Raw genomic sequence first — 24,451 nt, 5'->3', positions numbered from 1 at the left:
ATGTCGATCAGGCGGCAAGCAGCAGGATCTCGCGCACATCGGCGGAGCTAGCGATCTTGCGCGGGTTGCGCGGAATCCAGTTCGTCCGCATCGCGGCTTCCGCGATCGCGTCGAAATGCTCCGGCGAGATGCGCACGTCGGCGAGGCTGCGCGGCATGCCGAGCGAACGGATGAAGGCATCGAGCACGTCGGCCGCGTCACGGCCGGGATAGCCCATCGCGGCCGCGACGATCATCTGCCGCTCGGCATTGTCGCGCGCATTCCAGCGCATCACCGCCGGCAGCATGACGCAGGAGGTGTAGCCGTGCGGCACGTCGTATGCCCCGCCCAGCACGTAGCCGATGCCGTGGCTCGCGCCCATGGGCACGCCGGCGGCGAGGGCGCCCATCGACAGCCAGGTGCCGATCTGCGCATCCATCCGCGCATCGAGATCCCCAGCGTCGGCCTTCACCCGCGGCAGCGCGTCGGCGAGCATGGCGAGGCCCTTCACCGCCTGCGCATCGGCATAAGGATGCGTCTCGCGCGAGCAGATCGCCTCGACGCAATGGTCAACGGCGCGGATGCCGGTCGACAGGAACAGCCATTCCGGCGTGTGCACGGTGATGGCAGGATCGAGGATGGTCGCGCGCGGCACGGCGAGCGGATGCCGCAGCATCTGCTTCACGTGGCTCGCGCGGTCGGTGACGCCGGCAATCGATGAGAACTCGCCGCCGGCGATCGTGGTCGGCACGCTGACCTGCCGCACGTGAGGGGCGTTCATCTCGGGCGCGGCACCCTTGTGCACGCGGATGCGGTCGATGCCGGCGATATCGTCGATGCCGTTGGCAAGGCAGAGCTGCACCGCCTTGGCGCCGTCGGTGATGGAACCGCCGCCGATTGTGACGATCAGATCCGCCTCCGCCGCGCGCGCCGCTTGTGTCGCCGCGATCACCGCCTCGCGCGGCGTATGGGCCGGCATCGCGTCGAACAGGCCGGCGCAGCGGGAGCCGAGCGCCTCTCTGATTTTCGTGATTTCGTCGGTCTGCCGGTTCAGCGTCCCCGACACCATCAGGAAGGCGCGGCTTGTTCCGAGCCGGTCCATCTGCGCGACGATGGCCCCGGCCGCAGGATGGCCGAACACGACCTCCTCGATCGCGCCGAACACGACACGTCCCTGGTACACGCCTGTCCTCCCCGGACAATTCGTTGTTGTTGTTAGGGACGCAATCTAGCCGACCCCGCCGGAGCCGTCATGCGCGAAGACGCTGGCCGTTTGCAGCGCAGGGGCGGGGCTGTTGAAGATGAGATGTGGCGGCGGCCGGCGCGCACGCCTCGTCCTTCGAGACGGCGCTACGCGCCTCCTCAGGATGAGGCTCATCGGCGCCGGTGCCCGTCGAGAACTGCCGCCGCGCACTCCACCCTCATCCTGAGGAGCCCGCTTAAAGCGGGCGTCTCGAAGGATGGCTGCAGGGGAAAATCTCTCCAAGGCGAGTCCTTGCCAAAAAGGCAGGGCCAGCAACCGGCCGCTATTCCCTCAAAACACCACGCCCACGCGCGTGCCGCGCTTCCAGGCGATGCGGCAGCGCTTCTTGGTGTTGACGTGCAGCAGCTCGAAGCGATCGGGGATCGCCACCTGACCGCCGAGATCGACGCAGGCCCCGCCGGGCGAATAGTCGATCAGCGTGCACGGGATCACCGGCGCGCGCGGGTCGGTGATGATCTTGGCCTGGCGTGACACCAGGCCTGCGGGCTTCACACGGACGAACTTGCGCGGATGCATTGGCACGTCTCCTCCAACTCCGCAGGTCGCGGCGGCTGATCTGTCCCAATCATGGAAAAGAGTTGATGCGATCCCCCTAAGCCGCGCCCGAGAATTTTAACGAAAAGTGTCAGCGAAAGGCAAAAGCAGCGGTAGCGGAGTGCGCTTCCCCTCTCCCCATAGTGACGACGTGGCGCGCGCCTGCCTCAACACCGTCATTGCGAGCGAAGCGAAGCAATCCAGAAATCCCTCCGCGGAGGCAGCCTGGATTGCTTCGTCGCAAGGGCTCCTCGCAATGACGAGCAGCGAGCCGTGCCCACGCCCTCACTCGGTCACCGGCACCACCTCGATCCCCGCCGCCAGCCCCGGCGGCACCGGCATCGGCACCGTCACGTAATCCTTCGGCAGGTTCACCGGCCGGTAGTCCGGCTCCACCGCCATGCGCTTCAGCACGCTCTCATGCACATGTGCGCCTTCGGGGATCAGGCGCGGCTCGCCATCGGGGATGTAGAAGCCGAAATAGACTTTCCGCGCCGGCCATTCCCGGTACTTCGCGCGCTTCGGCAAGAACTCCAGCACCCGCCAGGCCGCCGTCATGGAATCGTGCAGCATGCCGCTCTTCCCGGTAAAAGCGGGCTCGACATAGGTGAACGGCGAGTTCTTGCGCTGGACGCCCCAGGCGAGCTGGTTCACCGTGCGCGGGTTGAACCTCAGCCCGGCCTTCTCGGCCTCGTCGATCATCCACAGCAGCGGATATTTGGACTCGCCGCTCTCGGCCTCCGGATAGCCGCCGCCGACGTCGCAATGCACGCCGGCGAACCACACCTGCATGATGTCCTGCGGCACCTTCTTCTCATCAGGCACGTAGCGATTGCTCCAGAACTCCTGCGGCTCCGCGTAGGGCTTCAGGCGGAACATGCGCCGCCGCTCGTCGATCGCGATCGCCTGCCGGAAGATCCTGATGCTGGGATCGCGCAGTGTGAAGGCGAGCTCCTCCAGGCTCGGCCAGTAGAAGCGATCAGCGCGCGGCACGATCACGCTCGCCACCGTGTCCCAGACGCCGACGAAATGGATGGTCGGCCAGCGCGTCGAGGTGATGCGCGCGAACTGCGCGGCGAGATCAAATTCGTCCTTCGGCAGCGGCCCGCTCTCGTCGAACACGATGTTCTTGATATCCTCGACGTCGTTGCCGCGCCCGCTGCCGGAATATTGCTTGTAGGCGATGAGGCCGCTTCCTGCGAGGTTCGCCTGCTCCGGCGAGATCAGGCCGATCTTGTGGATCAGCCCCGCCAGCACGCGCACCGTGTAGGCCCCGCGCGAGAAGCCGAACAGGTAGATCTTGTCGCCGGGCGCGTAATGCTGAACCAGGAAGCAATAGGACGACAGCACGTTGTCATCGAGCCCGTATCCGGTAGCGAGCCCCCACACCAGCTTGATGTTGGCCTTCCAGCGCCCCCAGGTCGACGGCTCCGTCATGGTGCCGACCCCGGGATCGTAAAACACCATCTGCCGCGGCGACGTCTTGTCCGTCTTGCGCAGGCAGCGATAGAGCTTCAGGACGTTGGAGATGTTCTCGCTGATCTCGTTGCCGGTGCCGTCACAGCAGATGACGAGATTCTTGCCGGCGGGCTTGTGGTCGGCGGGGTGGGCGGATTCCATGGGATGCGCCTCCGGGTGATGCTACCGGGGCGAGTATAGCGGAAAATGGATGGCAGCGAGGAGGCGACGTCGCCGGCACCCGGTCCCATGGCCGAAGGCTGTGTTGACATTAACCTCTTGTTAACCATGCGGTTGCCTAATGTCGACGATGGGGGATCACCATGTCGGCCCATGTGACGCGACGGAAGTTGATGCCTGTTTCGGCCGATCCGGCCATCTGGTCGATGGCGAGGCTGGCGGTTCGCGCCAAGGCCGTCCTACAGGGCAGAACGCCTGTCCTATGGAGCAACGCCATGTTCGCAAGGGACGACTTAGTGGACAATCTCAGCCGCGATCTCGATCGCGCGCGCGGCAGACGCGATGCGCTCGCATCCGAAGCCACGACCCTGACGGCCCAGATCGCCGAAATTGAAGCCCGCCTTTCGGAGGAGAAGAAAAGGCGGGAGCGTGAGCGCGTCCTGAGCGAGATCGAACTGATCAAGACGCGAATCAAGCAAGCCGCCGGCGCGTTTGCACCTGTCGTCGACGGTCTCTCCAGGGCGGTCGAATCGGCTGCGGCCGTTGTGCCCGAGGCGCGCGAGCTCAATAGTTTCCTGGTGTCGGTGGCGACCGAGGTCGACAGCGTGCTCGATCCCCTGTTGCGTGAACTGGATCAGCGCGCGGATGCGGTGCGATCCGGCCACGCGGCGCTGGACTTGCCGAGTTCGGCCGTTGAAGTGCCGCCCATCGAGCTGCCGAAGGACACCAACGAACGCCTGCTTCGCTTTCCGGCCTGGCTGTCCCGCGACAAGGAAACGGACAAGAAGGAAACGGCGGAGAAGCCGCACAGCACGGCGGCCTGAAGCATCGGCGCGCTGTGCACGCTCTACCCTGTCATTCCGGGGCGCGCCTCTTGGCGCGAGCCCGGAATCCATACTCACGATGGTGGTTATGGATCCCGGGCTCGCGACTTCGTCGCGCCCCGGGATGACGAGCCGTTGTTGGGCTCGCTGGTTGCCGAGCAGGTAACTCCCCCGACCCGCTCAGTTGGCCGCGCGGCGCAAGAAGGCCGGAATATCGAGAACGGCCTCGTCGGGCGCATTGCGTGCAGGCGCGCGGCCGTAAGCATGGAGCGGTTGAAGCGCCGCCTGCCGCGCATGGTCCAGGCCCGGCCTTGCCGGTGGCCCCACGGGGTGGTGCGGCTGCGGGCGCAACGGCGGGCTATCCACGTGCGGAAGGACGGCGCTGCGCTCGATGCGATCGGCGATGCGGCGGCCGTCGTTGCGCAGCCTGCCGGCGAGCTGGGTGAGGGCGGTTTCCACCGGGTGCGCCTGCGCCGGATCGAGATTATCGATACCGGTCGCCACCACCGAGACGCGGACGATGCCCTCTAAGCTTTCGTCAAAGGACGCACCGACGATGATGTTGGCGTCCGGGTCGGCCTCGTCGCGAATGCGGGTCGCCGCTTCGTCGACCTCGTACAGCATGAGATCCTTGCCGCCGGTGATGGAGATGATGAGGCCACTGGCGCGCTTGATCGAGGGATTCTCGATCAGCGGATTGGAAATCGCGGCGACGGCAGCGGCGAGCACGCGCTTCTCGCCGGAAGCCTCGCCCCGTCCCATCATGGCCTTGCCCTTCTCCTTCATGACGGAGAGGACGTCGGCGAAATCGAGATTGATCAGGCCTTCCTTGACGATGAGGTCGCTGATGCAGGCCACGCCCGAGTAAAGCACCTGGTCGGCAAGCGCAAAGGCATCGGCGAACGTGGTCTTCTCGCTGGCCACCCGGAACAGGTTCTGGTTCGGGATGATCAGGAGGGTGTCGACCGTCTTCAGCAGCTCTTCGATGCCGGCTTCGGCAAAGCGCATGCGGCGCGTGCCCTCGAAGTAGAACGGCTTGGTGACCACGCCGATGGTGAGAATGCCGAGCTCGCGCGCGATCCTGGCGACGACGGGTGCAGCCCCGGTGCCAGTGCCGCCGCCCATGCCTGCCGTCACGAACACCATGTGCGCGCCGGTCAATTGCTCGCGGATCGTGTCGATCGCCTCTTCGGCTGCGGCGCGTCCCAGTTCCGGCTGCGAGCCGGCGCCGAGGCCTGCGGTCACCTTCGTGCCGAGCTGGATGAGGCGCTTCGCCTTCGACATCGCCAGCGCCTGCGCGTCGGTGTTGGCGACCACGAACTCGACACCCTGCAGCCCGGCCGCGATCATGTTGTTGACGGCATTGCCGCCGGCGCCGCCGACGCCGAACACGACGATGCGGGCCTTCATTTCATGAATATCGGTGTTGCCAGTCATTCTTCCCTCGCGATTGCTCCGGCAAGCCGGGGATTAAAGAAAGTCTTGCGTGCTACCTGCAAGCATGATCCGGAAAAGTGCGAAGCGGTTTTCCGAAAAGATCATGCTCGAACAAAAACCTGGAGCGCGATGACGATTCGTCCCAATCTCATCGCGCTCTGGCCGCGCGGTCTGCTTGCACGATGAAGGCGGCCAGATGTCCCAACCGACGCGCCGCGTGTCCCGCGATCGAGCCGCCAGGGCGGCGATCGCTCCGCAGCGCCGTCACTTCGTCTTCCAGTCGTGCCGCCCATGCGTTGGCGGCCTTGGTCTCGGCGGCCGCCTGCGTCAGCTCGACGGCGAGGCGATCGGCGCGCTCGCGCTCGCGCTCGAACACGGCCCTGTAGGCGGTTGCGACGGATTCGAGCCGCGCGATCTCCGCCTTGAAGACCTCGGTCTTGACGGCCTCGATCCTGGCCAGGGAGGTCGCGATGGGATCTGCCCGGCGGGCTCGTCGCGGGCGCGGCGTGTAGCGGAGAGCGGCGAGATCGACGCTCACCACCGCCTTGCCGTCCCCCGACCGCGAGCGCGGCAACCGCCGACGCCGCGCCAGCGCCCGCGCGGCCTCGCGCGAGACATTGAGGCGGGCACCGAGATCGGCATACGTCAACAACTCAACGCACATCGGCGCTTCTCCTGGAGCGAACCGGGAAGGCATTTCGAGCTAATGATGGCTGGACGATTACCGCAGGCTAGGGTGCGTTGGTTAATGGACGGTTAACGGGCGCGGGGGGTGTTTACGGGTGGGTCGCCGTGCCGGCCGCCGGAGACGTAGGGGCACCAGCTGTCGCGGCTGCGTCTTGTCGGTCTTGCGCAGTCAGCGATGGAGCTTCAGGACGTTGGGGATGGTTTCCGAGATCTTGTTGCCGGTGCCGTCACAGCAGATGACGAGGTTCTTGCCGGCGGGCTTGTGGTCGGAATTGGCCGCGGTCTCCATGGGATGCGCCTCCGGGGGATGCTACCGAGGCGAGTATAGCGGAAAGCCAGACTCTCGTCAGCTATCGTCCGTAACCCTTTAAGCAGAATACAACTTCCGATACTCGTCGCAATCGTACCGAGCTGGTTCAAGTAGCTGACACATCGACTCAATCATTTCCTTTCGTATCTCATGTTGCGAAGTTAGGTACTCGTCTACGTCAACCAAATTTCCAATTCGCTTCAGGGCCTTCGTGGCGAGCTCACACTCGTCGAATTGAACTGGAGGGACGGCTGCGAGGTTTGCGGGATCTTTGGTGAGCGTGTGGGTTGGATTGAACTTTATCGCGATCGAAACCATGTCCTCGACTTCTGCTCCAGCATTTACGCGATACCCAAGAACATTCTTCACGTCCAAAATCGAGGGAGGGTTTTGCGAAGTCGAAAGTCCAATTAGCCACTTGCAAAGACCTACAAGGAAAAGGGCTTGAACGCCCTTCGGCAATTGATTTCGAGGATCCGATGCTTTGGCCGTTGTGTTGGCTCTAGAGAAGCCTTGGCAAGGAGGGCCGCCAATGATGCCAATTCGAGAGCCGACATCGACGGCATTCTTGACAATTGAAGCAACGCCTTTCGGACCAAGCGCGATCAAGTCGCCGGCCGTGGCGGTTGCACCTCGAAAATTACGCTTATGCGTTTCAATCGCTGCTGGGGAGATATCAAACGCGGCACTAAGTTTGAAACCGGCCGACTTAAATCCATGATCGAGACCGCCGGCGCCGGAGAAGAGACTCACTATCTTTGGAAGCTGGTTCGTCTTGCGCTTGGAACTGGATCGTTGCTGCTGGGCCTTCGTCATCACTCTTTATCTAGTCGGTAAGGTCGCTTGCGAGTGCTTGCGGCTTGTCACTGCAACCGAGGGTATACACAGAGGGGCGTTGCGTCCAATTGTTACTAAGTACAGTAAAAAACCTATTAAGTTTCAGAGAGTTGAAGGCAGGGAAGAGGCTCGGTCGGCGGAGATGGATACGATAACGGCGAATCGGCGTAGCGCGAATATGGCGGCGATCCGCTCGAAGAACACACGTCCCGAGATCGCCGTTCGCCGTTTCCTATTCGCCGCTGGCCTACGGTTTCGGCTGCACGCGAAGACCCTTCCAGGAAGGCCCGACATCATTTTCGGATCGCGGCGGGTTGTGATTTTCGTTCACGGCTGCTTTTGGCATGGGTGCACCAAGTGCGTAGATGGAACACGCAGGGTGAAGTCGAATTCGAAATATTGGGTCGAAAAGGTTCGGGGAAACCGATTGCGCGACGCTAGGCATAAAAGAGCATTACGCGCGGAGGGATGGAGATGTTTGACAATCTGGGAATGTGAAGTGGCGAAGCCACGTAAGTTGCGCCAACTTCTTGATGCTGTTCTCTCTCATCCGAGAGTGTAGTCGCTCGCTCGCCAAAAACAAAAACGGCCGGATCTTCCGATCCGGCCGCTACTCGAACTCTACTCGGCTAAGCCTACGCCACGCGACGCAACTTAGCCCCCGCCCTAAATCAAAAATCTCAGCTCGCCTGCTTCGCCGGCTGGGTGTCGCCGACCTTCTTCTGGATGGCGCGCTTCAGCTCGACGGCGCGCGGGGAGAGCGCATCGGCGTTGGCCTTGAGCAGGTAGGCGTCGAGGCCGCCATTGTGGTCGACGCTCTTGATCGCGTTGGTGGAGACGCGCAGGCGCACGTTGCGGCCGAGGGCTTCCGAGATGAACGTCACGTTGACGAGGTTCGGCAGGAAGCGGCGCTTGGTCTTGATGTTGGAGTGGCTGACCTTGTGGCCGACGAGGGGGCCCTTGGCCGTCAGTTCGCAGCGGCGAGACATGGCATAAATCCTTTAGTTCGAACCCCCAACGAGTGCGGCCGCCATTTCGGCGCCACGGGGGCAAATTCTTTCGTCCTTGCAGGGAGCGGGCGGACGTATAGGGGGGAAGGCGCCTTGCGTCAAGGCGACGGGCCGTTTTTGGCCCGTCGTCCCGGGGCGGGCAGAGCCCGAACCCGGGATCTCGTGCCCCATCCTCGGTGTCATCGCCCGCGAAGGCGGGCGATCCAGTACTCCGCGGCGGCGCGGCTGACCAGAGGCGCTGCGGCGTACTGGATGCCCCGCCTTCGCGGGGCATGACAGCGGAGGTGGGGAGAGCTCGGAACGCCCCCCGTTACCGCCCGCTCACCAAAACGGCAATGATTGTCGCGCCTTACCATCACATAAAGGGCGTATTCGCCGTCGAAGAGTCCGGTGGAGTTCCCGGGGCTGCACGCCCCGACACATTGTTTGCCGCCGGTTTTGGCTTAAGTAACAGCACATCGCGCTCTGATTGGATTGTTTCGTGCCGACAACGCTTCATTTCGCGCAAGACCTGCGCTCAGCCTGTCTGTGTCGGGGCGTCCGCTTGGACGTCCCCTTGGCCGGCCGGCTGATGGCGCTTTTTGGCCTGGCGGTGGTGCTGGGCCTGGCGTCCGGCGCGGCGCCGGCGGCGGCGCAAGGCAAGCTCGAGGCGCAATATGAGGCGACGCTGGCGGGCATTCCCGTCGGCAAGGGCGCCTGGAACATCGATATCCAGGACGACGTGTTCTCGGCGGCGGCCGCCGGCGGCACCACCGGGCTTTTGAAGTCGTTCACGGGCGGGTCCGGCACCGGCGCCAGCCAGGGGCGCGTCGTTGGCGGCGCGCTGGTGGCGACCGGCTACCAGGCCTCGACCACCACCCAGAAGAAGACCGAAGAGATCCGCATCACCCTCGACAAGGGCAATGTGAAGGATTTCGCCATTTTGCCGGAGCCGCCGGTCGATCCGGACCGCATCGTCGTCACCGAGGCCCACCGCCGCGGCGTCTGGGACCCCATGACGGCCTCGCTGCTGCGCGTGCCCGGCACCGGTGATCCCGTTTCGCAGGACGCCTGCCACAGCTCCGCGCCGGTGTTCGACGGCCGCATGCGCTACGAGCTCAAGCTCGATTTCAAGCGCATGGAGACCGTGAAGGCGGAGAAGGGCTACAAGGGCCCGGTCGTGGTCTGCGCGATCTATTTCGTGCCGATCGCCGGCTACATTCCCGACCGCCCGGTGATCAAATACCTCGCCGCCCAGCGCAACATGGAGATCGCGTTCGCCCCCATCGCCGGCACGCGCATCCTGGTCCCGTTCTGGCTGAAAGTGCCGACCCCGCTCGGCCCCGCCATGCTGGAAGCCACGAGCTTCATCACGTCGCCCCAGCCGCCGAGGGTCGCCAAGACGCAGTAGGCAAGGAGGCCGCACCGCTCTCTCCGACGTCATTCCGGGGCGCGCCCCTCGGCGCGAACCCGGAATCCATCGGGCTCCAGGGATGGTTTCACGATGGATTCCGGGCTCGCGACTGCGTCGCGCCCCGGAATGACGAGCGTTCGGTGGCGCCCTAGCAATATCAACGACCTACCTACTGTGCATGGGGTTGTTTTCGCACTCTTCGTTTGACCAGCCCGCGTGCTCAGGGAATCCATTTGACTCCTCCCCGATTCTGATTCGACTCGCTGCCGTCCCCAGCTTTAACCACCCCGGTCGCTTGTGTGCCCTCGCAAAACTCCATCTAGTGCGCAACCAAGACGAGTCCCGCGACATGTTGCGTGAACGGAACGGGACTCATAGGGGAGTCAGCGATTCGGCCGCGATTCGTTCTAGAGTCGTTCCGAAGCTTAAAGCGAACGGGAAAAGCGTCGCAAAGTGAGACAGTTGCGCGGGATTTGGGGAGGGCGTTTTCACGCCCGCGGTGTGCCCCTCACCCTGAGGAAGCCGCGCAAGCGGCCGTCTCGAAGGGCGAGGGGCTTGGCTCGCCCAGCAGCACCAGCCGGGCCTTCATCCTTCGAGACGCGCTGACGCGCTCCTCAGGATGAGGAACGAAGAGCCAGCCCCCTCTCCGCCCCGGATAGCACTGACATTCGCCCAAATCGCCATTACCTAATCCGATAGACATGGCTTTTTCCTCCTCCCCCTTCGCTTCCGAGCGCGCCCCCGGCGCGGGCGTCACTGCGGTGCTCGGTCCGACCAACACCGGCAAGACCCATCTCGCCATCGAGCGGATGCTGGCGCATCCCTCGGGCATGATCGGCCTGCCGCTGCGCCTGCTCGCGCGCGAGGTCTACAACAAGATCGCCGCTCGATCCGGCGAGGCCAGCGTCGCGCTCGTCACCGGCGAGGAGAAGATCAAGCCGAAGAACCCGCGCTATTGGGTCTCGACCGTCGAGGCGATGCCGCGCGATATCGACGTCTCCTTCCTCGCCGTCGACGAGGTCCAGATCGCCGCCGATCTCGAGCGCGGCCACGTCTTCACCGACCGCATCCTCAACCGCCGCGGCCGCGACGAGACGCTGCTCTTGGGTGCCGCGACCATGCGCCCGATCATCGAGCGCCTGTTGCCGGGCGTGTCCATGATCACGCGGCCCAGATTGTCGCAGCTCGAGTTCGCCGGCGATCGCAAGATCACGCGCCAGCCGCGCCGCACCGCCATCGTCGCGTTCTCGGCCGATGAAGTCTATGCGATTGCCGAGCTGATCCGCCGCCAGCATGGCGGCGCCGCCGTGGTGCTGGGCTCGCTGTCGCCCCGCACACGAAACGCGCAAGTGGCGATGTTCCAGAACGGCGACGTCGATTATCTCGTCGCCACCGATGCCGTCGGCATGGGCCTCAATCTCGACGTCGACCACGTCGCTTTCGCCTCCGACCGCAAGTTCGACGGCTATCAGTTCCGCCGCCTGACGCCGGCCGAATTCGCGCAGATCGCAGGCCGCGCCGGCCGCGCCACCCGCAACGGCACCTTCGGCACCACGGGCCGCTGCGCGCCGTTCGAGCCCGAGCTCGTCAACGCGCTGCAGAACCACACCTTCGATGCCGTGAAGGTGCTGCAATGGCGCAATTCCAAGCTCGATTTCTCCTCGCTCGGCGCGCTCCAGGTCTCGCTGAACCTCGCCCCCGGCCACGAGACGCTGACGCGCGCGCCGATCGCCGAGGACATGCGCGTGCTCGATCACGCCGCCCGCGACGGCGAGGTGCGCGATATCGCGCATGGCAAGGCCGCCGTGGAGCGGCTCTGGGAAGCCTGCCAGGTCCCGGACTACAGAAAGCTGTCGCCGGCCGCCCATGCCGAGCTGGTGACGACGCTATACGGCTTCCTGATGCGCAAGGGCTGCATTCCCGATGCCTGGTTCGAGTCCCAGGTCACCCAGGCTGACCGCATCGACGGCGACATCGACACGCTGTCGGCCCGAATCGCCCAGATCCGCACCTGGACCTTCGTCGCCAACCGCCCGGACTGGCTGAAAGACCCGGAACGCTGGCAGGGGATCGCGCGGGAGGTCGAAAATAAATTATCGGATGCGCTCCATGAACGCTTGACTGAGCGTTTCGTTGATCGCCGGACCAGTGTATTGATGCGCCGCCTGCGGGAGAACACGAGCTTGAATACTGAAATCGGCAAGACCGGCGAAGTCATCGTCGAAGGCCATGTCATCGGCCGCCTCGATGGCTTCACCTTTGCACCGGATGCGGCGGAAGCCGGCTCCGATGCGAAAGCCTTGCAGGCTGCAGCGCAAGCGGTGCTCGCCGGCGAGATCAACGCGCGCGCCGAAAAGCTGGGCAATGCGCCGGACGAGCAGTTCGTGCTCACCTCCGAAGGCATCATCCGCTGGACCGGCGATGCCATGGCGCGCCTTGCCGCCGCAGACGAGGCGCTGCATCCGCGCATCCGCATCATCTCGGACGAGCGCCTGACCGGCGCCCCCCGCGACAAGGTGCAGGCGCGGCTCGAGCTCTGGCTCAAGACCCACATCGAAAAGCTGCTCGGGCCGATGTTCGAGCTGTCGAAGGCCGAGGACGTCACCGGCATTGCCCGCGGCATCGCCTATCAGCTGGTCGAGGCGCTCGGCGTGCTCGAGCGTCCGAAGATCGCCAGCGAGCTGAAGGATCTCGACCAGTCCTCGCGCGCCGTCTTGCGCAAATACGGCGTCCGCTTCGGCGCCTATCACATCTATTTCCCCGGCCTGCTCAAGCCCGCCGCGCGTGCGCTGGCCGCGCTGCTCTGGGCGCTGAAGCAGGACAATGTCGATCTCTCCGCGCTCTCGGGCGCGCAGCATCTGGCCTCCTCGGGGCGCACCTCGTTCCCGGTCGACAAGGCGCTGCCGCGCGATGCCTATCGCGTGCTCGGCTACAAGCAGGCCGGCGAGCGCGCGGTGCGCGTCGACATTCTGGAGCGCCTCGCCGACCTGATCCGCCCGGCGCTGGCGTGGCGCGAGAATTCGCCGGGCGAAAAGCCCGCCGGCGCGTTCGACGGCCGCAGCTTCGTGGTGACGCAGGCGATGACCTCGCTGACCGGATCTGCCGGCGAAGATTTTGCCTCCGTGCTGCGCGCGCTCGGCTATCGCATGGAGAAGCGCCCGCCGCTGCCGCCGAAGCCTGTCGTGACCGAGCAGGTCGTGACCGAGCAGATCGTCACTGAGACCGTCGCGGCCGAGACGCCGCCCGCTGAAGGCAGCGCGGAGACCTCGACCGAGGCTGCAGCTGAGGCTGTTGCCGGCCTGCCGGCTGAGGCCCCGGCCGCTGAGACTACGGCCGAATCCGTCACTGTCGAAGACGCGCCCGGCATGGAGCCGCACGACGAGCCTGCTCAAGAGGAAGCTCACGAGGAGCCGGCGCTGGAAGCGTCTCCGGAAGCGCCCGTCACGCCCGAGGACGCCCCCGGCATCGCGCCGCCCGCAGAAGAGGCTGCGACGCCCGCCGATGCTACCGGCCTCGAAGCGGCTGCCGCCGAGACCGCCGCGACGGAAGCTGCTGCATCCCCCGATGCTGCCGCGCCTGAGGCGGCAGTTGCACCGGCCGAGCCCGAGCTGGTCGAGGTCTGGCGCCCTGCCGGCCGTCACGAGGATCGCAAGCCGCGCCACGAGCGCCATCGCCATCAGCGTCACAACAACCAGCGTCCGCGGCCCGGCGCTGAGGCTGGCGCTGCACCCGATGCAGCGAGCGCCGCGCCCGGCGAAGCCGCCGACGGCGCGAAGCCGGGCCATCGTCGTGGCGGCGGCCATCGCCGCGATGGCGGCCGCGATTTCCGCAAGCCGCGTGAAGGCGGCGAGGGCGGTGAGCGCCGCGACGACCGCAATCGCAGCTTCCAGGGCAAGGGAGACCGCGACAAGGATCGTGATCGCAACCGCGATAACAAGAAGTTCGGCGGAGATCGCGACAAGGGCCGCGACAATCGCGGCCGCGACCGCGACAAGGGCCGTGACCGCCGTGATCGCGAGTCGGGTCCCTCGCTGCGTCCCTACGCCTCGAGCGCGAACCCGCGCGAGCGCGATCGTCCGATCGATCCGAACTCGCCCTTCGCCAAGCTCGCCGCGCTGAAAGAGCAGCTGGGGCGGAAGGAGTAATCCCACGACGACGACGACCGAGCGGCAGCGTATCGACAAATGGCTGTGGCACGCGCGGGTGGTGAAGGCGCGCACCTCCGCGGCCGAGCTCGTCGTCACCGGCCATGTCCGCGTCAACGGCGTGCGCGAGACGTCGCCGGGCCATGCGATCAAGCTTGGCGACGTCCTCACCATCGCGCTCGATCGCACCGTGCGCGTGCTGAAGGTCACCGCCTTCAACGAGCGCCGTGGCGATGCCGCTTCGGCTCGCGTGCTCTACGAGGAGCTCGGCACGCGCAATTAATTGCGCTTTGCATTCATTTCTTGATCGATCAAACACACAAAGCCGTCATGATCGGGCCTTCCCGACCTTGCGGCGCCCGGCCATCCGCGCTAGGCAAGCCGCGACTTCTAAAAGAGCTTTTCGGAGCGTTGGATGACTTACGTCGTCACTGAAAACTGCATCAAGTGCAAGTACACCGACTGCGTCGAGGTCTGCCCGGTCGATTGCTTCTACGAGGGCGACAACATGCTCGTCATCCATCCCGACGAGTGCATCGATTGCGGCGTGTGCGAGCCGGAATGCCCCGCCGACGCCATCAAGCCGGACACGGAACCGGGCCTCGAAAAGTGGCTCCAGGTCAACGCCGACTACGCCAAGAGCTGGCCGAACATCACCCAGAAGAAAGAATCACCTGCCGACGCCAAGGAATTCGACGGCATGGAAGGCAAGTTCGAGAAATATTTTTCTCCGAACCCCGGCTCTGGGGACTAATTCGCGCCCAAACTTAACCCTAATAGCGGCGCTGCCGCCGAAAACCAGCCCTCAAGACCCCTAAATCATTGATTTTTGCGGGAAATGTGCTATATTGGGCACATTAAGCCGAACCCCGTCAGCCCCGTTGGCCCCTCTGGGTTCCCGTGAAACCAAATGTCGAACAGGGGCGTGGCAGTTTCCGCGCGCAGGCTGTGTCACAGAAAACGCGTAAAAAGAGTACTTCAGCGAGGGCTTCCCATAAGGAGGCCAAAAAAGTCGCCGCGGCCAGCCGTAGCGCATCCAAGGGTCGGACCGCGACGAAGGCGCCGGCTGCAAAGTCCTCGAAGAACAAAAGAAGCGCAATGCCTAACAAGACTGCCAAACCGGCCGCGAAAGCGACCGCTGCCAAGCCTGCTGCCGCCAAGCCTGTGACTGCCAAGCCTGTGACCGCCAAGGCCCCCGCTGCCAAGCCCGCCGCGCCGAAGGCTCCCGTTGCTGCTGCGCCTGCCAAGGCTCCCGTCGCTGCCAAGCCGGCCGCCAAGCCCGCGGCTGCGCCGAAGGTCGAGGAAAAGAAGGTCGTGACCCAGCGTCAGGGCTTCAAGGCCAACGAATTCGTGGTCTATCCCGCTCACGGCGTCGGCCAGATCCTGGCCATCGAGGAGCAGGAGATCGCCGGTGCGAAGCTCGAGCTGTTCGTCATCAACTTCATCAAGGACAAGATGACGCTGCGCGTGCCGACCGCCAAGGTCGCCAATGTCGGCATGCGCAAGCTGTCCGATCCGGCCCTGGTCAAGAAGGCGCTGGAGACGCTCAAGGGCCGCGCCCGCGTCAAGCGCACGATGTGGTCGCGCCGCGCCCAGGAATACGAAGCGAAGATCAATTCGGGCGACATCGTCGCGATCGCGGAAGTCGTGCGCGACCTCTATCGCTCGGAATCGCAGCCCGAGCAGTCCTACTCGGAACGCCAGCTCTATGAAGCGGCGCTCGACCGCCTGTCCCGCGAGATCGCGGTGGTGCAGCACTCGACCGAGACCGAAGCGGTCAAGGAGATCGAGGCGCAGCTCGCCAAGAGCCCGCGCCGCAATGCCAAGGCGGAAGCTGCCGAGGGCGAAGCAGACACGGATGCAGAGGGTGATACCGACGATACCGATGGCGACGACAGCACCGTCGCCGACGAGGCCGCGTAAGCCGGCACCGAACGCAAGCAATCAAAAGCCCGGCCGTTTGGCCGGGCTTTTTGTTTGGCTTCCTGAGGCCGCGGGAGTTCGGCTCTACGCGCCGCGCGGCTGGGTCCAGATCGCGATCGGCTGCTGAATGCCGCGGACCGCCCGCGCCTCTCGCGCTTCCAATGACTGAAACGTTGCGGCTGCGCCGCCCAGCTCGGCCTTCGCCTGGCTGACGAGGTCGTCACTTGCCACCAGCGCGCAGCCCAGGGTGCGGGTCAAGGCCTCGAGACGGCTTGCCACGTTGACGGTCGCGCCGATCACGGCAAATTCCAGACAGGTCTGCCCGAGGTCGCCGAGCACCACCGGCCCATAATGCAAGCCAAAGCTCACGTGCAGCTTTGGCTCGCCTGACGCTGCCCGCCGATCGTTCCAACCCTCGGCCGCGGCGATCATCGCCTGCGCACATCGCAGCGCGTTGCTGGCGTCGTGCTCGCCCGCGAACGGCGTGCCGAACGTCGCCATCAATCCGTCCCCGAGATATTTGTCGAGCGTGCCGCTATGACGGAAAACCTCGTGCTCCATCAAGCCGTGGAATTCCCGCAACGTCCGCACCACCTCCTGCGGCGAGCGCCCGTCGGCAAAGGCCGTGAAGCCGACGATGTCCACGAACAGCACCGCGACGTGTTGCGTGCGCACCTGCTTCAACGGCTCGTCCTGTTTCGACAATTCCGCCACGACATTGGGTGAGAAGTAGCGCGCGAGGTTGCCGCGCTCGCGCTCCACCGCGGCATGCCGGATCAGGAGGTCGTTGCTGCGGCGGACCGCGAGCGCCAAGGTCACGGCCACGATCATGAATACGACGATCTCCTGGATGCGAACGTGGATTACGATCGCGCTGGGCGAGATCATCGCAAACAAGCGCTCATCGCTGCCTGTTGCGGCGGCGATGCGGGCCGTCAGCGCAGGATCGCGATCGGGTTGCCACCAGACCCAGGCGATGCCGATCAACCAGAGCGCAGCCGTCCACACGCCGACCGCAATCACGGTCCGCCAAGTATAGGCCAGTGTGGCGCCCGCGAGCAGGACGAAGAAATAGATGAAGTTGCCGGAATGGTACTGCATCGCGACCGGCCAGTGCGAGGCTCCGAACGGATTGGGAACCACGATGAGGCACGTGAGCAGCGCCAGGTCGCAGAACAGGAGTGCCAATTCCGGCCGTGACAGGCCGACCCGCCCAACCCGGACCTGGGCCCAGCCGATCAGTGCGAACAAGCCGAGCAGCGCCACGTAGTAGAGCTGCTCCCAGGCCGGGTTGATCACCATGATCAGGCAGCCAATGACGACGAGGGCGACATAGCGCGCCCGCACCGCGAGTTGCAGGCCCTCCCGCTTGGCGGACGTCAGCGCGGCCTGTGCGAACTGAACTGTTTCGGCATCGCGCTCGCTCGGCGCGGGCGAATGCGCAGCCGGCAGGTTGAAGCGCTCGACGAGCATTGTCACGGCAGTCTCCTCGCTTGGGCCTTCAGCCGCTGGTTCGCTGCGCCCTTGCCGAGACGCTGATTTCGTTCCGGCGGCCTTCTCCGTCAGCCGCCGCCGCAACCGACGTCCACCAGTCCCCCAAGGCATCGATCAAGGGCACGAGCGCGTGACCGGCGGAGGTCAGATCGTACTCCACGCGCAGCGGATATCCGCCGAATTCGGTGCGGCTGACGATGCCGGCGTCCTCCAGCTTGCGAAGCTCGAGCGCGAGCATCCTGTGTGAGATGGTCGGATTATCGCGGCGCAGATCGCTGAAGCGCTTGGTGCCTTGCTTCAAATAATAGATCAGCAGAGTCGGCCAGCGACCGCTCAGAATCTGCATCACTTCCTCGATGGGACATCTCGACACGAGATCCTTCATCGGTGCCTCCAGGTTACAAAAAAGTTCGTAATTTACTTGATGCGGCGAGCGGCTAGGGTCGCATCACCGCTGCGCAGCGTGATCATCAGAAATCACGGAGAATGGATCATGGACCCAATTCTACTCTACGGCTTCCCGAAGGGAAGCTCCATGGGGCTCGTTGCGGCTCTCGAATGGCTGGGCAAGCCATATCGGCTGTGTCGGGTCGATATGTTGGGCGAGATGCGAAACCCGTCATACGCCCGTATCAATCCGCGACACGAGACGCCGGTCTTCATCACCGAGCAGGGCGAGGTGCTGACGGAAACGATGGCGATCGCGGCCTGGCTAGAGGCCAGGGATGTCGAACGGCGCATCAGCTTCGATCCGCTGTCACGGCAATCCGATCGCATGCATCAGCTCATGGCATTCGTGAATACCGGTTTCACCGCCGCCTTCGCGCCGCTGTGGGCCGCATTGGAAGCCGAAGCCATGGAGCCTGCCGCGAAGTCGGTCCTGCGCGCCTTTGGCACAGCAAGGGTCATCGAGCGTCATGACAAGCTGGAAGAGATGATCGAAACGCGGCAATTCCTGCTCGGAGAGCGGCCGACCCTCGCCGACGCCGTGCTCGTCGGCGTCGCGCGCTGGCTCGACTTCCACGCGGTTGCGGAGAAGAGCCGCTGGCCGAAGCTGGCGGCACTGCGGGCTCGCCTCGAAGCCGATCCCGCGGTCCTCTACGCCACCGCTCTGGAGGACGGCGGCTCTGATCCGGGAACGGGATCGTGCAAAGGCCACGTCGCGCTTGACGAATTGATCGCGCGGTTCGGCAAATAAGGAAGCAGGAGGAGCCTCGACGCGCTCCTACTTCACGGGCCGCTTCTCGAGCTTCCGCGCCAGCGTCCGCCGGTGCATGCCCAGCCGGCGGGCCGCTTCCGAGATGTTGAAGTCGGTCTCGATCAAGGTCTGGTGGATGCGTTCCCATTCCAGCGTCTTGATCGAGGTCGGCCGCGAATCGAGCGAGACCTCGGCGTTGCCTTCGGCCTTGTGGAAGGCGGCCTCGATGTCGTCGGTGTTCGACGGCTTTGCCAGATAGTGACAGGCCCCCAACTTGATCGCCTCGACCGCGGTGGAGATGCTGGCAAAGCCGGTCAGCACCACGATCAGCATGTCCGGGTCATGCGTGTGCAGGAGCTCGACGCAGGCAAGGCCCGAGGCGCCGCCGAGCTTGAGGTCGACCACGGCATGACCGAAAGAGCGTTCCTCCAGCACCTGGCGCACCTCCTCGATCGAGGCGGCGAGTACCACCTCGTAGCCGCGGCGCTCGAACGAGCGCTTCAGCGTGCGGGCAAAACCCGCATCGTCCTCGACGACGATCAGCGAACGGTCAGGCGTCAAAATTCCCTCCGATCGCCAATGTTGCGAGCGGCAGCGTGAGGCGCACCGTGGCGCCGCGCTTCCTGTGGTTCTTGGCGCTCACGGTGCCCCCCAATTTGCGCACGACGTTCACCACCAGGAACAGGCCGAGCCCGCCGCCGGCACGACCCTTGCTCGACTGGTAGGGCTTCCCCAACTGCGCCAGCATCTCCGGCGCAAAGCCCGGGCCGCGGTCGGAGATCGACAGCACGAGATTGTCGCCCTCGCGCTCGGCGACGAGCTCGACCCACTCGCGCGAGACCTCATAGGCGTTGTCGAGCACGTTGAAGATCACCTGCTTCAGCGCGACGTCGGAGACGATTGCGACGTCCTCGCCGAAGGTGTTGACGAAGTAGAGCGTGCGGGCGGAGCGCGCATTGCGCCATTCGTCGACCAGCGCGGTGACGAAGGCCGTCACCGTCGTCGGTGAGGAGCCTTCACCGCGCGCTTCGCCCGCCGACACCAGGATGCCTGTCACGATCGACTTGCAGCGCTGCAACGAGGTTTCCATCTCCGCGAGGTCCTCGGCAAGCTCCTGATCGGCGGCAAGATCGGGCATGCGGCGCCAGTCGCTGAGGATTACCGAGAGCGAGGCGAGCGGCGTGCCGAGCTCATGCGCCGCACCGGAGGCGAGCAGGCCCATGCGCACGATATGGTCCTGTTCGGCGGCATGCTGGCGCAGCGCCGCCAGATGCGCGTCGCGCTCGCGCAAATTCCTGTTGATGCGGGTGACGAACACGACGAGCAGCACGGCGTTAAGCACGAAGCCCAGGAGCATGCCTGTTACGGTGAGCGTATAGGTCTCGCTCAACGGATTGGGCGGCAGATCGAGCGGCCGGTAGGCCAATGTCAGCCAGACGAAGCTGGCGCAGGTCAGCGCCACCAGCGACCAGGTCGATCGGGCATCGAGCAGCACCGCACCGAGCGTCACCTGGAGCAGGAACAGCGAGGTGAAAGGATTGGTGGCGCCGCCGGAGAGATAGAGCTGCGCGGTCAGCGCGGCGACGTCCAGTATCAAGGCGACCAACAGCTCGTTGTTGGTGATCGCAGCGCGATGGCGCACCCAGACCAGGCTGGAGACGTTGAGCAGCACCAGCGCGCCGATCACCGCGCCCATCCGCTCCAGCGGCAGGGGGATGCCGAGGCCGAAATGCACGGCACCGATGGTCACGATCTGGCCGACCACCGCGGTCCAGCGCAGCTGGATCAGCAGCGCCATGTTCTTGCGGTTGGTCTCGTCCTCGGTCGGCATGGTGCCGATCAGCTCGCTGCGCGCGTCGGCCTGCGATTGCAGCGTGACGGCTTGCCCGTCACGCCCAAGCGTCTGGGAAAGCGTTTTCCCGTCGTCAGGTCGGCTCGACGATCGTTCCAGCATCTGATCCCGTCCTGCGGGCGTCGGCATCCGAGCCGCCGGCCTTGTCGTGGACGAAGCGCTTGCGACGGAACAGCCCGCCGCCGAATATGACGAAAAGCCTGCCGGCGAGCATGAAAGCCAGGGCAAACCACGTCAGCGCGTAGATCAGGTGGTTATTGGGAAAGCGGATCACGGTCAATCCGCCGATTGGGCCGCCGGCGATTTGTGATCCGGCGTCGGCGTCCACGAAGAAGGGCGCGACCTCGCGAAGGCCGCGCGCCGCCGCAATGGCGGCGACGTCCCGCGAGTACCAGCGGTTGTGCTGGGGCACGTTGGTTCGCAAGAAACCGCCCCTCGGCTCGGTGATGCGCAGGAGGCCGGTGATCTCGACCCGACCTTGCGGATTGCCGTCCCGGCGCGTCGATGCGTCGCGGCGCTCGGACGGCACGAAGCCGCGATTGATCAGGACCAGCGTGCCGTCGTCGCGCGCAAGTGGCGTCAGCACCCAATAGCCGGGGCCTTCCTCGGTAACGGCCTGAACCAGCGTCTCGCTCTCATGCAGGAAGCGCCCGCTGAGGCTGACGTGCCTGTATTCGTCATTTGCGGCGCTGACGGTGGACCACGAAGCGGGCGAGGGAATCGGCTGAGCCGGCGCGTGGACGCGCTGCTCGACCCGGTCGATCAGCGCCAGCTTCCAGGCGCGGCGCTCGATCTGCCAGACGCCGAGCGCGATCAGAAGCACGAAAGTAATGAGCGACAGGATCGTGAGCCACAAGGACGGCGACCGCGCAGCCTTGCTGCGCGCATCTCCGTCCTCACCCGTCACGGTCCCGGTTTCGCTCACTTCATGCCGCTCATCTGGTGCATCGGCATCATGTTGCTGTTGAGGTGGCTCATCACCCACAGCGAACCCGACAGCGCGATCACCACCATCACGATGGTGAAGATCAGCGCCATCATGGTCCAGCCGTTCTCGGAGGCCGTGTTCATGTGCAGGAAATAGACCATGTGCACGACGATCTGCACGATTGCGAAGGCCATGATCACCAGCGCGGTGATCTGCTTGCTCGGCAGCGCGCCGCTCATCACCAGCCAGAACGGGATCGCGGTGAGCACGACCGAGAGCACGAAGCCGAGCATGTAGCCCGAGAACGTGCTGTGGGCGTGGCCGCCCTCGTGGTGATGGTCGTGCGCGCCGGCTGCGTGGGTATCGGTGCTCATCGCAGAACTCCCAGGAGATAGACGAAGGTGAAGACGCCGATCCAGACCACGTCGAGGAAGTGCCAGAACATCGACAGACACATCAGGCGGCGGCGGTTGGCCTCGATCAGGCCGAACTTTCCGACCTGCACCATCAGCGTCACCAGCCAGATCAGGCCGCAGGTGACGTGCAGGCCGTGGGTGCCGACCAGGGTGAAGAAGGCGGAGAGGAAGGCGCTGCGCTGCGGCGTGGCGCCCTCGTGGATCATGTGGGCGAACTCGAAGAGCTCGATGCCGATGAAGGCGAGGCCGAACAGGCCGGTGATCGCGAGCCAAACCTGCGTCTGCGCGACCTTGTTCTGCTGCATCGTCAGCATGGCAAAGCCGTAGGTGATCGACGACAGCAGCAGCATGGAGGTGTTCACCGCGACCAGGGTGAGGTCGAACAGGTCCTTCGGCGCGGGGCCGGCGGCATAGTTGCCGCCGAGCACGCCGTAGGTGGCGAACAGGATCGCAAAGATGAGACAGTCGCTCATCAGATAGATCCAGAAGCCGAGCGAGGTGCTCCAGCCTTCCGGATGCGGATGCTCGTCAGCGAGGTAGAAGACCGGCTCGCCGGTCTGCGAGGGATTGACGGCAACGGTCATTTACTTGGCTCCGGCGAGCAGCTTGGTGCGCGCGTCCTCGGTCCGGATGACGTCGTCAGCCGGAATGTCGAAGTCGCGGTGATAGTTGAAGGTGTGGCCGATCCCGACGGCGAGCATCGCGATGAAGCTCAGGGCGGCGAGCCACCACATGTACCAGACGAGAGCAAAGCCCATCGCGGTGGCGAAGCCGGCGAGGATGATGCCGGTGCCGGTGCTGCTGGGCATGTGGATCGGCTTGAACCCGGTGAGCGGACGCTGATAGCCGCGCCGCTTCATGTCCCACCACGCGTCATTGTCGTGAACGACGGGGGTGAAGGCGAAGTTGTAGTCCGGCGGCGGCGAGGAGGTCGCCCATTCCAGCGTGCGCGCGTCCCAGGGATCGCCGGTGACGTCCTTGAGCTGCTCGCGCTTGAGCAGGCTGACCGCGAACTGCATCAGCATCGCGAGGATGCCGATGAAGACGAACACGGCACCGATCGCGGCGATGACGAACCAGATCTGCAAGGACGGATCGTCGAACACGCGCAGGCGGCGGGTCACGCCCATCAGGCCGAGCACGTAGAGCGGCATGAAGGCCAGGTAGAAGCCGGTGACCCAGAACCAGAACGACATCTTGCCCCAGAACGGATCGAGCTTGAAGCCGAACGCCTTCGGGAACCAGTAGTTGATGCCGGCGAACGCGCCGAACACCACGCCGCCGATGATCACGTTGTGGAAGTGCGCGATCAGGAACAGGCTGTTGTGCAGCACGAAGTCGGCCGGCGGCACCGCGAGCAGAACGCCGGTCATACCGCCGATCACGAAGGTCAGCATGAAGGCGATGGTCCACATCATCGGCAGCTCGTAGCGGATGCGGCCGCGATACATCGTGAACAGCCAGTTGAACATCTTCGCGCCCGTCGGGATCGAGATGATCATCGTGGTGATGCCGAAGAACGAGTTGACGCTGGCACCCGAGCCCATCGTGAAGAAGTGGTGCAGCCACACGAGGTAGGACAGGATGGTGATGACCACAGTGGCGTAGACCATGGAGGTGTAGCCGAACAGCCGCTTGCCCGAGAAGGTCGAGGTGACCTCGGAGAAGATGCCGAAGGCCGGGAGAACCAGGATGTAGACTTCGGGGTGGCCCCAGATCCAGATCAGGTTCACGTACATCATCGGGCTGCCGCCGAAATCGTTGGTGAAGAAGTTGGTGCCGACGTAGCGGTCGAGCGACAGCAGCGCGAGCACCACGGTCAGGACCGGGAAGGAGGCGACGATCAGCACGTTGGTGCAGAGCGAGGTCCAGGTGAACACCGGCATCTTCATCATGGTCATGCCGGGGCAGCGCAGCTTGACGATGGTGCAGATCAGGTTGATGCCGGATAGCGTCGTTCCGACGCCGGCGACCTGCAGCGCCCAGATGTAATAGTCGACGCCGACATCGGGACTGTAGCCGATGTTCGACAGCGGCGGATAAGCCAGCCAGCCGGTGCGGGCGAATTCGCCGATGAACAGCGAGGCCATCACCAGCACCGCGCCGCCGACCGTCATCCAGAAGCTGAAATTGTTCAGGAAGGGGAACGAGACGTCGCGCGCGCCGATCTGCAGCGGCACGACGTAGTTCATCAGGCCCGTGACCAGCGGCATCGCCACGAAGAAGATCATGATCACGCCGTGGGCGGTGAAGACCTGGTCGTAGTGATGGGCGTTGAGATAGCCTTCGGAGCCATTGAAGGCGAGCATCTGCTGGCCGCGCATCATCAGCGCATCGGCAAAGCCGCGCAGCAGCATCACGATGCCGAGGATCATGTACATGATGCCGATGCGCTTGTGGTCCACGGTGGTGAACCATTCGCGCCAGAGATAGCCCCAGAGACGGAAATAGGTGAGGGCGCCGAGCAGCGCGGCGCCGCCGAGCGCGACCACGACGAAGGTGCCGACGACGATCGGCTCGTGCAGCGGCAGCGATTCGAGGCCGAGCCGGCCGAAAATGAGCTTGAGAAGATCAGGAGACAT

At 64.7% G+C, this 24,451-nt stretch carries 23 protein-coding genes; 8 read left to right on the top strand and 15 right to left on the bottom strand.

Going from position 1 to position 24,451, the window contains the following annotated elements; genetic code table 11:
• Window positions 1-7: 7 nt before the first annotated feature.
• The 3 genes from I6F21_RS13580 to I6F21_RS13570 all read right to left on the bottom strand — a co-directional run bounded on the left by I6F21_RS13580 (window position 8) and on the right by I6F21_RS13570 (window position 3,397).
• Window positions 8-1,162 (bottom strand): iron-containing alcohol dehydrogenase, encoded by a 1,155-nt coding sequence (locus I6F21_RS13580; protein WP_225183235.1) that lies wholly within the window; start codon window positions 1,160-1,162, stop codon window positions 8-10.
• 351 nt (window positions 1,163-1,513) lie between these two features.
• Window positions 1,514-1,759, bottom strand: a complete 246-nt coding sequence (locus I6F21_RS13575) for a PilZ domain-containing protein (protein WP_036020176.1) — start codon at window positions 1,757-1,759, stop codon at window positions 1,514-1,516.
• A 303-nt stretch (window positions 1,760-2,062) separates the two neighbouring features.
• Entirely contained in the window at window positions 2,063-3,397 is a 1,335-nt protein-coding gene (locus I6F21_RS13570; protein ID WP_225183234.1) for a DUF2235 domain-containing protein, read from the bottom strand.
• 191 nt (window positions 3,398-3,588) lie between these two features.
• Between I6F21_RS13570 and I6F21_RS13565 the strand changes: the two genes are divergently transcribed.
• Entirely contained in the window at window positions 3,589-4,239 is a 651-nt protein-coding gene (locus tag I6F21_RS13565; RefSeq protein WP_225183233.1) for a hypothetical protein, read from the top strand.
• A 180-nt stretch (window positions 4,240-4,419) separates the two neighbouring features.
• Here I6F21_RS13565 and ftsZ read toward each other — a convergent pair whose 3' ends face one another.
• The 3 genes from ftsZ to I6F21_RS13545 form a co-directional block, all read right to left on the bottom strand.
• Entirely contained in the window at window positions 4,420-5,676 is a 1,257-nt protein-coding gene (gene ftsZ / locus I6F21_RS13560) for a cell division protein FtsZ (protein WP_225183232.1), read from the bottom strand.
• A 148-nt stretch (window positions 5,677-5,824) separates the two neighbouring features.
• Complete coding sequence (locus I6F21_RS13555) at window positions 5,825-6,340, bottom strand: hypothetical protein (protein ID WP_225140584.1); 516 nt, start codon at window positions 6,338-6,340, stop codon at window positions 5,825-5,827.
• A 390-nt stretch (window positions 6,341-6,730) separates the two neighbouring features.
• Window positions 6,731-7,489, bottom strand: a complete 759-nt coding sequence (locus I6F21_RS13545) for a DNA cytosine methyltransferase (RefSeq protein WP_225183231.1) — start codon at window positions 7,487-7,489, stop codon at window positions 6,731-6,733.
• Between the two features lie 163 nt (window positions 7,490-7,652).
• Between I6F21_RS13545 and I6F21_RS13540 the strand changes: the two genes are divergently transcribed.
• Window positions 7,653-8,072, top strand: a complete 420-nt coding sequence (locus tag I6F21_RS13540) for a very short patch repair endonuclease (protein ID WP_225152031.1) — start codon at window positions 7,653-7,655, stop codon at window positions 8,070-8,072.
• Window positions 8,073-8,190: 118 nt separating this feature from the next.
• Here the strand turns inward: I6F21_RS13540 and rpmB are convergent, their stop codons facing one another.
• Complete coding sequence (gene rpmB, locus I6F21_RS13535; RefSeq protein ID WP_036045358.1) at window positions 8,191-8,499, bottom strand: 50S ribosomal protein L28; 309 nt, start codon at window positions 8,497-8,499, stop codon at window positions 8,191-8,193.
• A 592-nt stretch (window positions 8,500-9,091) separates the two neighbouring features.
• Here rpmB and I6F21_RS13530 point away from each other — a divergent pair.
• From I6F21_RS13530 to I6F21_RS13510, 5 genes are all read left to right on the top strand, one after another.
• On the top strand, window positions 9,092-9,910 hold the full coding sequence (locus I6F21_RS13530) for a DUF3108 domain-containing protein (RefSeq protein WP_225183256.1): 819 nt from the start codon (window positions 9,092-9,094) through the stop codon (window positions 9,908-9,910).
• A 704-nt stretch (window positions 9,911-10,614) separates the two neighbouring features.
• Window positions 10,615-14,058 (top strand): helicase-related protein, encoded by a 3,444-nt coding sequence (locus I6F21_RS13525; protein ID WP_225183230.1) that lies wholly within the window; start codon window positions 10,615-10,617, stop codon window positions 14,056-14,058.
• A 31-nt stretch (window positions 14,059-14,089) separates the two neighbouring features.
• A complete protein-coding gene (locus I6F21_RS13520) occupies window positions 14,090-14,341 on the top strand; it encodes a S4 domain-containing protein (protein WP_074447665.1) in 252 nt (83 codons plus the stop codon).
• A gap of 132 nt (window positions 14,342-14,473) precedes the next feature.
• A complete protein-coding gene (gene fdxA / locus I6F21_RS13515) occupies window positions 14,474-14,812 on the top strand; it encodes a ferredoxin FdxA (protein ID WP_018643465.1) in 339 nt (112 codons plus the stop codon).
• Between the two features lie 344 nt (window positions 14,813-15,156).
• Window positions 15,157-15,981, top strand: a complete 825-nt coding sequence (locus I6F21_RS13510; RefSeq protein ID WP_225183229.1) for a CarD family transcriptional regulator — start codon at window positions 15,157-15,159, stop codon at window positions 15,979-15,981.
• An 84-nt stretch (window positions 15,982-16,065) separates the two neighbouring features.
• Here I6F21_RS13510 and I6F21_RS13505 read toward each other — a convergent pair whose 3' ends face one another.
• Window positions 16,066-17,454, bottom strand: a complete 1,389-nt coding sequence (locus I6F21_RS13505) for an adenylate/guanylate cyclase domain-containing protein (protein WP_225183255.1) — start codon at window positions 17,452-17,454, stop codon at window positions 16,066-16,068.
• 28 nt (window positions 17,455-17,482) lie between these two features.
• Complete coding sequence (locus I6F21_RS13500; protein ID WP_057028499.1) at window positions 17,483-17,860, bottom strand: helix-turn-helix domain-containing protein; 378 nt, start codon at window positions 17,858-17,860, stop codon at window positions 17,483-17,485.
• A gap of 108 nt (window positions 17,861-17,968) precedes the next feature.
• On the opposite strand from I6F21_RS13500, the gene I6F21_RS13495 reads away from it, so the two are divergent.
• Window positions 17,969-18,673, top strand: coding sequence for a glutathione S-transferase family protein (locus I6F21_RS13495; protein ID WP_225183228.1), 705 nt, complete (start codon window positions 17,969-17,971; stop codon window positions 18,671-18,673).
• A 27-nt stretch (window positions 18,674-18,700) separates the two neighbouring features.
• Here the strand turns inward: I6F21_RS13495 and I6F21_RS13490 are convergent, their stop codons facing one another.
• From I6F21_RS13490 to cyoB, 6 genes are read right to left on the bottom strand one after another with little or no spacing between them, the layout of a single operon-like run.
• The gene (locus I6F21_RS13490) at window positions 18,701-19,234 is read right to left on the bottom strand and encodes a response regulator transcription factor (RefSeq protein WP_225183227.1); all 534 of its coding nucleotides are present in this window, start codon (window positions 19,232-19,234) and stop codon (window positions 18,701-18,703) included.
• Window positions 19,224-20,627 carry an ATP-binding protein gene (locus I6F21_RS13485; RefSeq protein WP_225128415.1) on the bottom strand — a complete coding sequence of 468 codons (1,404 nt, stop codon included), beginning with the start codon at window positions 20,625-20,627 and terminating at the stop codon, window positions 19,224-19,226. Before I6F21_RS13485 ends, I6F21_RS13490 begins: the two co-directional genes overlap by 11 nt.
• On the bottom strand, window positions 20,599-21,450 hold the full coding sequence (locus I6F21_RS13480; protein ID WP_225183226.1) for an SURF1 family protein: 852 nt from the start codon (window positions 21,448-21,450) through the stop codon (window positions 20,599-20,601). Before I6F21_RS13480 ends, I6F21_RS13485 begins: the two co-directional genes overlap by 29 nt.
• A complete protein-coding gene (gene cyoD / locus I6F21_RS13475; RefSeq protein WP_225134383.1) occupies window positions 21,447-21,827 on the bottom strand; it encodes a cytochrome o ubiquinol oxidase subunit IV in 381 nt (126 codons plus the stop codon). Before cyoD ends, I6F21_RS13480 begins: the two co-directional genes overlap by 4 nt.
• Window positions 21,824-22,453, bottom strand: a complete 630-nt coding sequence (gene cyoC / locus I6F21_RS13470) for a cytochrome o ubiquinol oxidase subunit III (protein ID WP_109142141.1) — start codon at window positions 22,451-22,453, stop codon at window positions 21,824-21,826. The genes cyoD and cyoC overlap by 4 nt, the downstream gene beginning before the upstream one ends.
• Entirely contained in the window at window positions 22,454-24,451 is a 1,998-nt protein-coding gene (gene cyoB / locus I6F21_RS13465; protein ID WP_225183225.1) for a cytochrome o ubiquinol oxidase subunit I, read from the bottom strand. It lies immediately after the preceding gene.

Source organism: Bradyrhizobium sp. NBAIM03, from assembly GCF_020194055.1.
GTDB lineage: Bacteria > Pseudomonadota > Alphaproteobacteria > Rhizobiales > Xanthobacteraceae > Bradyrhizobium > Bradyrhizobium yuanmingense.
Note: the sequence above shows the minus strand (reverse complement) of the source record. Positions and strands in the feature narration are given on the sequence as shown.